Source organism: Lysobacter sp. CA196 (assembly GCF_052078695.1).
Lineage (GTDB): Bacteria > Pseudomonadota > Gammaproteobacteria > Xanthomonadales > Xanthomonadaceae > Lysobacter.
The window spans coordinates 1-11,743 of record NZ_JBQJIN010000008.1 but is presented as its reverse complement, the minus strand read 5'-3'; the positions used below and the strand labels follow the sequence as shown (position 1 = coordinate 11,743).

The window sequence follows — 11,743 nt, the reverse complement described above, 5'->3', positions numbered from 1 at the left end:
AGCAGTTTTGAATCCCGCTAACGCGACGATGGCCGCGTCGCCGTTGCGGCGGCGTTTGACCTTGACAATCGCCGGCCCGCGGAGGGCCCGTCAGCCGACCGCCGTTGCAACCGTCGTCCGGCGCCGATTTCCGATGCATGGAGATCGCGCCTGTCTCCCGCCGCCCGGGCAGCATCCGATCCCGATGCGGAAACCGCTTGTTTTCCATACAACGCGAACGCCGCCCTCGCAGAGGGCCGCCCCTGCCAAGGAGAGTCCCATGGCTTTAGAGATCGCTTCCGGAACCGTGCGCCCAGGCAAGACCTTCGCTCACCAGTTCGCCAACAACATCGCCGCCTACGTGGTGGGCATCCGCTCGTTCAACCTCAGCTACGGCACCGGCACCGACCACTGGATCCGCACCGCCAGCATCAGCCTGTCGCCGAGCGCCAGCGGACAACAGTTGTCGGTCAACGTCGACGCGACCCTGGTCGACTCCAGCGGCAACAGCATGAACGTCGACGATTCCTATATCGAGCTGGTGGCGCTGGCCTGGACCGGCGTGGCCGATTCGCAGCTGCTGTTCACCAACGTCGACGGCGTGGCCAACGGCAGCAGCAGCCAACCCTATCCGATCCCGGGCACGTCCACACTGATCGACACCGCGGCGCTGGCCGGCTTCGATCTGTCGTACGGCAATTCGAATCACCAGATCCTGCACATCGCTGCGCGCGCCGGCGTATCGACCTCCTCCAGCAACGTATCGGTGACCGCCGCCGCCTCGATGTACGACGGCCACGGCAACAACGTATCGACCGCGACCGTCGACGGCGGCCTGATCGTCAATTGCGACTCCTCGCTGAACATCCAGGCGATCGCCCTGCCGAACCTGCAGAACAACTCCAGCGATGCGCGGATTTCGTTCGGCAGCAACTACAACAGCTTCCTGTTGCTGCTCACCGGCTTCCAGGTGCAGTTCAACGGCAACACCGATCACAACGTCCGCTCGTTCGGCGCCGGCCTGATCCTGGGCAACACCGGCCAGGGCTATGCCGAGGTCAACGGTTCGGCCTGGATGCAGGACAACAGCGGCAATCACCAGGACGACGGCACCAGCTACGCCAGCGGCATCATCATCGGCTACACCAGCACCATCTCGTAAGCACCGCGGCGCGCCACGCGCGCGCCGAGCGGCCGTTCGCCACGACCTGTCGTACGGCCGGCGCTGCGGGCGCCCTGCTCACTGCAGGGCGCCGTCCGGCGGCGCACCGGCAGTCGCCTCGCCCGCCACGCAGTAACCGAAACCGTCTCGCGCCACGCCGCGAACGCTGGCCGCGCGCACCTTCAGGGAGAACACCATGGCCAGTCCGTCCGGCACCAGCGCACCGAGCATCCGCACCTTCCAGATGGACGCCAGCAGCGTCGGCGTGCTCAAGAACAGCGTCAACCTGTTTCGCGGCGACGTGAACTACACCCAGGACCTGTTCTCGCTGCCGGGGCGCAACAGCAACGACGGCCTGCAGATCCAGCTGACGATGCAGTACCAGAGCAACGTCAATCAACAGGCGATGACCTGGAACCGCGACCAGCCCACCGGCGTGCTCGGCATGGGCTGGACGCTGCCGTTGGCGCAGATCCGCATGGACGACGGCAACTGCCCCACCCCGGGCCAACGCAACTACACCTTGTCGGTGAGCGGCAATACCAGCGCGATCGTGTTCGACCCGACCGCACCGCCGTTGTTCTCCATGGACCCGGCCTTGGCCTCGCAGCTCCAGGACGGCCAGGCCGTACCGGCGGCGATCCGCAACGAGTTCGTCTCGCGCGGGTTGCCCTTGTCCGCCACGGCCGTGGTCGTGGCCGACGGCAGCGATGCGTGGACCTTGCAGGACGATGCACTGGAGCAGGAGTTCGCACTCAGCCTGGGCGAGGCCCTGGTCGCCGCCGACGGCGGCCAGGCCTACCAACTGGCCAGCTACCGATTCTGGAAGGTGCTGTATTACCCGCGCTACGAGCGCTGGTGCGTTACCAACGATTCGGGCCAGCGCATGTCGTTCGGCGGTGGCGTCGCCGCGACCGGCGCCGGCTACGCGACCAGCGCCGGCAACAGCATCGAATGGGGCGTGCAGTGGACCGACGCCGACGGCCGCGCGCTATGGCAGGGCAACAGCAGCCTCGCCCAGGGCCAGAGCCAGTTCGCCCGCGCTTGGCACCTGCAACGCGTCTACAGCATCTTCGGCGAGTCGGTCAGCTATGCCTACAACTGTTTCGAGCGCAACGCCGCGGGCTTGCTCGACCAGGTCGAACAGCTCGTGGCCGAGGGCGGCAAGCCCTATACCAAGGCCTGCTACCTCGGCCTGATCAACGATGTGTTCGGCCGCAGCGTGGTGTTCAACTACGGGCAGAAACTGTGGAGCGACGCCACGCCGTCCAGCCCGCGCGAGTACGACGACCCGCACAAGGCCGTCCCCAATAACCAACCGAACGGCTTCCAGGACTGCTACGAGACGCTGTATCTGGCCTCCATCGATGTGTTGCAGCCCGGCGGTGCGCCGTTGTTCGCGGTCGAGTTCGAGTACCAGCCCGCGCCCGGCTCGCAGGTGGCCAACCTCGCCGGCAGCTCCGGCGACACCTGCAAGCGCCTGCTCACCTCGATGACGCTCAGCAACGCCGACGGCGACTCGTTGCCGGGCTATCGCTACGGCTACGTGCTCGACGGCGGAGCGGACGGCAATCTCGGCGCGCTCAACCGCATCGTCTGGCCCAGCGGCGGCAGCGCGACCTACGAGTACAGCCAGCAAGCGCTGGCGATCTGCGACCGCACCCTGCCCGCCGGCCCGCCGGCGCAGATGCCGAAGGGCTCCAACGCACGGGTCTGGTTCGGCCCCGACTACGCCGTGGTGCTGTGGTGCAACGACGGCCAAGGCAGTCTGTCGATGCAGGTCTACACCTGGAACGGCCAGTGGACGGTGTGGCCGCCGGAGGGCAGCTCGCCGCTGCTGCTCGACGGCAGCCAGGGCCAGACCGCCTCGAACCGATTGTCGGTGCAGGCGAGCCAGAACTTCATCGCCGTCTCGTACCTGACCGGCACCACCACCAATCTGCATTTGTTCCGCCAGGACATGGCGAGCCCCGGCCGCTGGATCGCCGCTACGGGCGGCCAAGGTTCGGGCGGCCTCAACTCGCCGACCTGGAGCTGGAACAACAGCAACGGCAGCGTGCAGATCCTGGCCGGCGACTCCTTCGCCTTCGCAGTGCAATCCAACCCCGCCAAACAGACCTGCGATACGGTGAGGTTCAGCTGGTACTGGCCGGGGCAGAACTGGAACTACCAGCAGCAGAACGGCTTGAGCTACCGCTGGTTCGCCAGCGGCCAAGACTACGTCGCCAGCCTGGACATCGGCGCCAACGTCAATCTGGATTGGCTCGACGCCAGCGGCCAGTGGCACTCGGCCACGCCGCTGGCGCTCGGCTTCTCCATCGCCGGCACCGATTCGATCGCGCTGGCCGGCGACGCGTCGCTGCTGGCGATCTCGCACCTGCTGGTCGCCGGCGCCACCCGCAACAACTACGACCTGTGGCTGGTGCAATGGAACGAGCAGTATCAGTTAGTCCAGCCGGCGACCAAGTTCTCGTGCACCGATAATTTTTCTGCGCAGCACCCGACCTCGTGGGCGCCGACCACCGTCGCCAATTCGATGGTGTGCGTGGCCGCGAACGTGGCCCGCTTCGACGGCTCCAGTTGGGCGATCAACAGTGCGATGGTGCCGGTCGGCACCACCAACGCCGAACAGCGCTATGGCTACGGCCCCGATTACGTGGTGCAAGTGCTGGTGCAGAGCAACGGCATGCCTTCGGCGCAGGTGCTCGGTTACGACCCCACCTCCGACGCGTTCGGCACGCCCGCCAGCGTGAGCGGACTCAGCATTCCGAACAGCCATGCCGCCACCGCCAACTGGGTCGGCGCCGGCAGTCCGGATTATCTGGCGATCGGCACCCAGCTGTTCTTCCGCGGCGTCGCCACCGATTGGGGCGACGCCGTCGCCACCAACATCGCCGACCTGCAGACCCTGATCGACAGCGCGGCGCCGGGCCAGGGCCCGTACGTGCTCAATTCGGCGTCGCTGCTCAACCAGGGACCGACCTTCGTCGCTTGCTCGCTGTACGACCAGGGCATTCCCGGAGGCAGCGCGAGCGCCGCCTCGGCCTTCGTCTTGCGCAACGGCGCGGTCTATGGCGGCGCCCAGGTGCTCGGCGAACAGGCGATGTGGACCGCGCAACAGCAGGGCCAGGGCGCCGGCACCTGGCCGGGCGGGCCGATGGCATTCTTCACTTATCCGGGCAGCGCCGGCAGCCTCGACGCCGCCACCAGCGTCAACCTCAATCGCTATGCCGGCAACGGCATTCTCGGCCCGATCCAGGATTGGCCGGTCGGCAGCATCGCCCTCGACGACGGCCTGTCCGAGTCTTCGACCACCGCCTATGTGTTCGATGCGGCCAGCGCCGCCTGCGACGCCACCGGCAGCATCGTCAAGTACTACCAGTCCACGGTCTATCCCGATGGCAGCGCGCAAGCCAACGCCAACGGCTCGGTCGTCAGCCGCTATTTGAACGGCAACCAGATCGTCACCGGCGACGATTGGTACGGCATGCTCGACGGCCTGCTCTACAGCGTCACCGCGATCGACGCGAACGGCAGCGAGGTCGGCTCGATCACCAATCAATGGACCGCCTATGTGCAGCGTGCCGGCGACCCGACCGACCCGGGCGTGCCGGTGCGAACCCTGTACGGCGCCTACGTGGTGCAGACCGCGCAGCAGAAACTGGCCGACGGCGTGGCCTCCAGTCGGATCACGTCGTACGTGCCCGCAGGCCTGTCCGCGCCGTATTCCGGCCAGCCGGTCAGCGTCCAGTCCAGCGTCGTCGACGGTTCCGGCAACAGCGAGGTCGATACCATCGACTACCGCTACGCCTGCGACGCCTATGCAGTCAGCTGCACGCTCAACGACCTGACCTCCAAGGTCGAACAACGCACCACCCAGGCCGGCGTCACCACTTCGGTCTCGGCGATGGCGCTGTCGAGCTGGCCGACCTTGTGGGACGAGGTGAGCACGTTCGCGGAAGCCGCCGATTTCGGCTGGACCGCCGGCGCCGATGCGTTTGCGTTCGCCGATTGGACGCCGGGGCAGATACCGACGGGCTGGCAGTCGCTGAGCCTGATCCAGACACGCGCCGCCGACGGCACGGTGTTGCAGAACGCCGACGGCTCCGGCGTCACCTGCGTCACCACTTATTCCGCCGACGGCAGCGGCCTGCCGGTCGCCGTATTCCGCGGCGCCGTCGCCGGCGAATGCGCCTGGTGCGGCTTCCAGACCTACGAAGGCACCGATGGTTGGCAGTTGAGCGGCACCCAGGCCGACCCGCAACAGGCCTGGCTCGGCGAACAAAGCCTGTCGCTCGCGGTCGCCGGCAGCGTGTCCACCGCAGTGACGCCGAGCGCAGGCCGCAGCGCCTACCGGTTCGCGCTGCGCTATCTAACCGCACCCGGCTACGACGGCGGCAGCGGCGCGATCACCGTCACCGCGGGCGCGACTTCATCGTCCTTCGATCTGCCCGATACCCAGGGCGCGTGGAGCTATGTCAGCGACATCGTCGTTCTGCCCGAGAACTGCGACAGCGTCGGCCTGACGATCGCCAACCCGGGCAACGGCACGGTGCTGCTCGACGGCGTGCTGCTGATTCCGGTCGGCTGCGACGTTACCGTGCAGTCCTGGCAGGCCTCCACGCGCCTGTTGCTCGCGAGCATGAACCTCGCCGGGGCCTGCGATTTCATCCGCTACGATCGCTTCGCCCAGACCCTCGGCGCGGTCGGCGCCGACGGCCAATGGCAGGAACTGGACCTGCGTTTCCTGTCGCGCCTGGGCAACGCCGAAGACGTGTTCGACGACGCCAGCCCCAATTGCGAACTCACCTTGCAGTTCGCCCAGGGCGGCACTACCGAAACCTTCCGCAACGGCGACGATTGGCAGACCCGCTGGGCGCCCAGCGATGCGGCCGACTGGCAGTGCAGCAACGGCGCTCTGCTGAAACAGAACGCCACGCCCGCGACCCTGACCTGGCAAGGCGGAAGCCAGGCCGACTCGATCGCACTCTTCATCGAACTCAAGCCGCTGGCCGCGCCCGCCGGCAGCCCGGCGCTGCAATTCGGCGACGGCGAACGCATCGCCTGGAGCGCCGTCTCGGGCTGGACCTGGACACTGGCCGACGGCAGTGCCGGACCCGCGTCGTTGGCCTCGGCGCCGGGCCTCGGCCGGCAATGGCTGTTGCTGCTGGGCGGCGGCCAATCGTTGTTCTTCGTCGACGGCCAAGTGGTGTTCAGCGCGGCCGCCACCACCACGCCTGCGCAGGGCTTCGCCATCGACACCGGCCCCAATGCGTTGCGCATCAGCCAACTCGGATTCGGCGCCGATCCACGCACCTTGCTGTCGTACAACGACGGCGCCGCGCGGCTGCGCCAGACCCAGCAGCGCAACGGAGGCGACAGCCTGGTCGCCGCCTCGGTGTACGACGGGCTGGACCGCCTGCTCGCCGGCACCAAGGCGGCACCGGGCAGCTTCGGCAACGGCGCGCAGGCGCCGATGCTGACCTATCGCCCCGCGTTCCTGGATGTGGCCGCGTTCCTGACGGCGACATCGGACAGTTGGCTCATGCAGGGCGACGTCGCCGATTATTACGCCGGGCAAAGCGACGACGGCGGCGTGCGCTCGAACGATCAAGGCTATCCCTACTACGGCTCGCGCTACGAAGCGGCCGCGACTTCGCGCGCGGTGGAGGGCGGCCAGCCGGGATTGCAACTCGCCATCCACGACATCCTCAGCATTCCCGAATCGCAGCGCCAGACCATACGCACCGCCTACGGCGCCAGCACCGCGTCCGATCCGGTCCCGCCGGGAAGTTTCTATGCGACCACCAGCCTGTCGCCCGGCGGCTACAGCGCGCGGCAACTGGTCGACACCAGCCAACGCGCGACCGCGATGGTGCAATCGGGGCAGTCGGGCCAGCAGGCCGGGCAGAGCCTGGCGCTGCCCGGCTACGCCGATGCCGGCGCCGCGGCCACGACGATCTCGCTGCAACTGCCGAACGCATTCACCTCCGCGCCGCAATCGGACCCGAGCGCTTATGTGCGCACCACCGTGGTCGATCCGCTCGGACAAGTGGCGAGCTATCAGGACTCCGACACCGGCCAGACCCAGGTGCTCTACAACGGCAAGGGCCAACTGCGCTTCGTCCAACCCGCGCTCGATTCCGGCCAACAGTATTTGCTGTATCGCCGCTACGACGCGCTCGGCCGGGTGCTCGAAGAAGGCGTGCTCGAAGCAGCCTGGGACCCGGCTGCACTGAGCCCGCACCTGGACGACCCGGCTTGGCCCACCGCGGCCGACGGCGCCGTGCCCGGACGCACGTACCGCTACGACGGCGACGGCAGCGACCCGAATGCACTCGGGCAATTGGTCGAAACGACCACCCTCAATCAGGACCCCGGCAACGGCCTCGGCGCCTGCACCGTGGTCGAGTCCTGGAGCTACGACGGGCTCGGTCGCGCGATCACCGCGCGCCTGCAGATCGACGGCGCCGCGAGCCAGGATGCGACGGTAGGCTTCAGCTACAACAACCTCAACGAAGTGGTGCGCATCGACCTGCCCGAAGGCGCACCGCTGCCGGCCATCGTCTACGTCTACGACGACCTGGGCCGCATCGTCTCGATCGGCACGCCGCAGGCGCCCGACGCCATCGCCAGTTACACCTGGACCGCCAACGGCCAGTTGCAGACGTCCGTACGCGGCGCGCTGTCGGAACTGTGGAACTACGATTCGCCCGGTTGCGTGACCTTGCACCAGGCCAGCGTCGGCGGCGCGGTCGCCTTCGCGCAATCCTTCACCTATACCCCGGACCGCCTGGTGCAACAACGCACGACGCAGTTGGCCACCGCGATCGCCACGGGCACGCGCCAGAGCAACTACGCCTACGACGACCAGCAACGCCTGGCGACGGCCACGGTGGTCTCGGGCGACGCCGGCAACCTGAGCATCGACAGCATCGACGCGAACGGCAATATCTGGGCCTCCACCGCCGACGTGGTAACGCTGTCGACACCGTGCAGCCCCGGCAATAACCGGCTGGCCGCGGCGACCTTCGGCAGCGGTCCCGCCGCGAGCTTCGCGTATCACGCCGACGGCGCGCCCTCGCAGTGGCGCGGCCTGGAGATCGGCTACGACCCCTGCTTGTTCTCGACCGCGACCATCGCCTCGCCGGGTTTCGACACCATCCGCTACGCACGCGGCATGAACAACCACTGCGCGCTGCGGCAACAAGGCGATGCACGCCGGATCTATTTCTACGGCGCCGGCTCGGCCCCGCTGATGGTCTGGAACGGCGACACCCTGCAAGTCTGCGTCTGGGGGCCGGGCGGGCTGGTGGCGGTACACGACGGCACGCTGCGTTATCCGGTCAACGATTATCAGCAAAGCATCTGGGCGGTGTTCGACGACGCCGGCAACGCGCAACATGCGTTCGACTACGCACCGTTCGGGGCGCTGCTGTCGAGTGCGGGTGCCGGCGACTGGAACCTGTTGTTCGCCGGCAAGGAGTACGACGCCGACAGCGGCCTCTACGACTTCGGCGCGCGGCTGTACGACCCGTCGCTGATGCGCTTCCTCGCCCCGGACGCGGCGCGCCAGTTCGCCAGCCCCTATCTGTTCGCCAGCGACAACCCGCTCAACTACGTCGACCCGACCGGCAACATCTCGCTGTGGGCCCAGGTCGGCATCGGCGTGGCCATGGTCGCCGTCGCCGTGGGCGGACTGGCGCTCAGCGTGGTGACCGACGGCGCCGCCGCGCCGGAAGCGATCGATGCCGAGATCGACCTGGCCGGCGCCGGTGGCGCCAGCGATGTCGCCGCCGGCGCCGGCGCCGATGCCGTCGATGCCTCGGTGCCGCTCAAGACCGCCACCGCGGTGGCGCGCAACGCACTCAGCGTGGTCGTCAATTCGGCCTCCAGCGCCATCTCCGGGGCCGGCATGCAAGGGCTGGAGTACGACGCCCTGCACGGACGCGACTTCACCGCCAAGGGCTTTTTCTCGGCGATGGGGGTCGGTGCGCTCAGCGGCGCGGTGACCGGCGGGTTCAACGGCCTGGCGTCGATGCCGGCGGCGATGGGCGATGCCGCCGCCTGGGGCACGGCCAAGACGATCGCGTTCCGCACCCTGACCCGCGCCGCGTCCGGCTTCGTCGGCTCGGCCGTTTCGGAAGTGATCACCGATGCCGTCACCGGCAAGAAGATCACCGCCAGCGACGTGCTGCTGAGCGCGGCCGAGGGCATGGTCGAAGGCGCCGCGGTGAGCATGTACAACGGCTTCACCAGCCTCAGCCCCGCCAACAGCGCGATCACCAGCGAGTCGAGCCGGCTGGTGAAGGCCAGCAACTCCTGGAACAACCTGCTGCAGAGCGCGCAGAAGCTCGCCACCACGCAAGAGGCGGTGGTCGGCTACATCGCCGGCGGTTGGCTGTTGGCATCGGGATACGCCGTTTGGGGTGTCGCCACCGCCACCAAGGGCCGCGGCCAGTCGGGCGGCGGCTGATCGGCAGCGGCAGACAGGACGGGTGACACCGCCTGTTCGGCCGCAGTTTCCATCGCGGGCATCGGTGTTCCGCCGGCGCTCGCCGATGCGCAACGCGGTCGCGCGGCCTCGGGCGCGCGACCGCGAATCGCAAGCAGCGCGGGCGATTCGCAGGAGCAACGATCGCTTCATGACGCACCGATTCATCGCCGTTCGGCGGGGCATCCTGGGGCCATCCCTACTGGGGTACGCCCTAGTTTTGCGAGCCCTCATCATTACGTAACCTGCGCCGGAATCCTCGACAGCTTCCCCCGGAGCAGACTCATGGAACTGAGCAACGCCAATTTCTACGCCTATCAGCCGGTCAACCTGCCGGCCGAAATCGATCACGAGAAAGCCGCCAAGGCCAACGCCACTGAAACCCCGTTCGTGCAGGGCGAGGGCGACGGCAACGCCATCGATCCCAACGACGTCAATCAGGACGGGTACGGCAGTTGCGCGGTGCTGTCGACGATCAAGTCGATCGCGGCGCAGAACCCGGACGTGCTCAAGAACATGATCCGCGACAACGGCGACGGCACCTACACCGTCACCTTCAACGAGTACGACAACGGCTTCCTCGGCATCGGCTCGGGCTGGGAAAAGAAAGAAGTGACCGTGGCCGGCCCGTTCGACGGCAAGGCCGCCGACATCGGCGACATGGGCAAGGACGGTCAAGGCGAAGTGTGGCCGGCGATCATCGAGAAGGCTTACGCGCAGTACGCTGACGGCGGTTACAAGACTTACGACGACGGCGAGAGCCCGGCCGACGTGCAAGAAGCCATCCTGGGCCGCGACTCGAGCACCGAAAGTCCGTCCGAATACGATTCCGGCGAGCTCAGCGACAAGCTGAAGAACGGCGAGGCCGTGGTCGCCTGGACCGCCGGCTCGGAAGGCTGGAACGACGAGCAGAAAAAGCTGGCCGCCGATTACGGTGCGGTCGGCGGTCACGCTTACCGGGTCGAGGACGTCTACACCGACGCCGACGGCAATACCCGCATCAAGCTCGACAATCCCTGGGGCCACAGCGACGTCGACATGCCGTACAGCGATTACCAGAAGCTGTACCACGAAGTGAATTCGACGCCGACCAAGTAAGCGCCGCCGCTGAATCCCCACGCAAGCCGCACACCCGTGCGGCTTGCGCGTTGCTGGGCCAGGTGTTTACATGCCCTGGCCGTTCCCATCCAGGCGATCACGCAGATGAACAACAGACTTTTCCTGGCCGTCACGGCCGCGATACTGGGTCTTGCGCTGTTATCCCGCGTCGACGCGCACGACCATCCACACGCCGCCGAGAAGGCAGGAGCCAGCATGAGCGACAGCATCCAGATCGTCCAGGGCCGCACCGCCAGCCACAGCGATACGCGACTCGGCCTGGTCAACGTCTTCGACCGCCAGGACGTGCGCCTGGACGTGTGGAGCGAGGACAAGCGCTGGCTCGGCAAACTCAGGCTCAAGCGTTCCGACGTATTCCCGGTGGCCGGCGGCTTCCTGCGCGTGCAGGACGTCGGCAACGACGGCCAGCGCGACAACGTGTCGCTGGTCGAATTCAGCGCGCCCGGCATCGACGCACCCGCGAGCAAGTCGCTGGTGCTCGTCGAAGGCGGCGAACTCGTCATCGGCGAGCAGGCCCTGCGCATCGTCGCGCTCGACCGCGACAGCGTCAGCGTCGAGACCTGGCCGAAGCTGCATCCGCGCGACGTGGTCGATGCCGTCAAGGTCCACCGGCACGACATCGCCCGCGACGGCGAACTGAAGCTCGACACCGGTTCGCTGCGCGTCGTGCGTCTGCAGCCGCGCGCCGGCGAAATGCTGGGTTTCGTCGAACTCGTCCAGCCCTGAGTCGATACCCTAGCGACCATGCGGTCGCGGTTGCGATTGAGCAGCCTGCATTAGGCCCGAGCCCTCAAACGGCTCGGGCTTTTGTTTTGGTCTTTTCCTTTGTTTTGGCTTTTGCCTTTGTTTTGGCTTTTGCCTTGGGGCTGTCCTAGATAAGAGTTATAGCCCCACCCAGTCCCGCAGCGTATTGAGCTGCTGACGGGGTGTCCCATAGTTGAAACGGAACTCGCACTCTTTCAGGAACAAGAAGAAATTCTTGCGCGGAA

4 protein-coding genes and 1 pseudogene are annotated in these 11,743 nt (G+C 67.2%); 4 read left to right on the top strand and 1 reads right to left on the bottom strand.

From position 1 onward, the window contains the following. The first annotated feature begins 259 nt into the window (after window positions 1-259). From ACTOWK_RS09545 to ACTOWK_RS09530, 4 genes are all read left to right on the top strand, one after another. Window positions 260-1,141: a hypothetical protein gene (locus ACTOWK_RS09545; protein ID WP_441329934.1), complete on the top strand. Its 882-nt coding sequence runs from the start codon at window positions 260-262 to the stop codon at window positions 1,139-1,141. Window positions 1,142-1,337: 196 nt separating this feature from the next. After that, window positions 1,338-9,617 carry an RHS repeat domain-containing protein gene (locus tag ACTOWK_RS09540; RefSeq protein WP_441329933.1) on the top strand — a complete coding sequence of 2,760 codons (8,280 nt, stop codon included), beginning with the start codon at window positions 1,338-1,340 and terminating at the stop codon, window positions 9,615-9,617. 303 nt (window positions 9,618-9,920) lie between these two features. Beyond that, window positions 9,921-10,733, top strand: a complete 813-nt coding sequence (locus ACTOWK_RS09535) for a C2 family cysteine protease (protein ID WP_441329932.1) — start codon at window positions 9,921-9,923, stop codon at window positions 10,731-10,733. 216 nt (window positions 10,734-10,949) lie between these two features. Then, window positions 10,950-11,480: a hypothetical protein gene (locus ACTOWK_RS09530; RefSeq protein ID WP_441329931.1), complete on the top strand. Its 531-nt coding sequence runs from the start codon at window positions 10,950-10,952 to the stop codon at window positions 11,478-11,480. Window positions 11,481-11,636: 156 nt separating this feature from the next. On the opposite strand, the pseudogene ACTOWK_RS09525 reads toward ACTOWK_RS09530, so the two are convergent. Continuing rightward, window positions 11,637-11,743: pseudogene (locus ACTOWK_RS09525) on the bottom strand (IS1595 family transposase); the annotation flags it as partial.

Bases quoted from the DNA above. Each gene is read 5' to 3' on its own strand.
- ACTOWK_RS09545 (WP_441329934.1), top strand. From the start codon at position 260: ATGGCTTTAGAGATCGCTTCCGGAACCGTGCGCCCAGGCAAGACCTTC.
- ACTOWK_RS09540 (WP_441329933.1), top strand. From the start codon at position 1,338: ATGGCCAGTCCGTCCGGCACCAGCGCACCGAGCATCCGCACCTTCCAG.
- ACTOWK_RS09535 (WP_441329932.1), top strand. From the start codon at position 9,921: ATGGAACTGAGCAACGCCAATTTCTACGCCTATCAGCCGGTCAACCTG.
- ACTOWK_RS09530 (WP_441329931.1), top strand. From the start codon at position 10,950: ATGAGCGACAGCATCCAGATCGTCCAGGGCCGCACCGCCAGCCACAGC.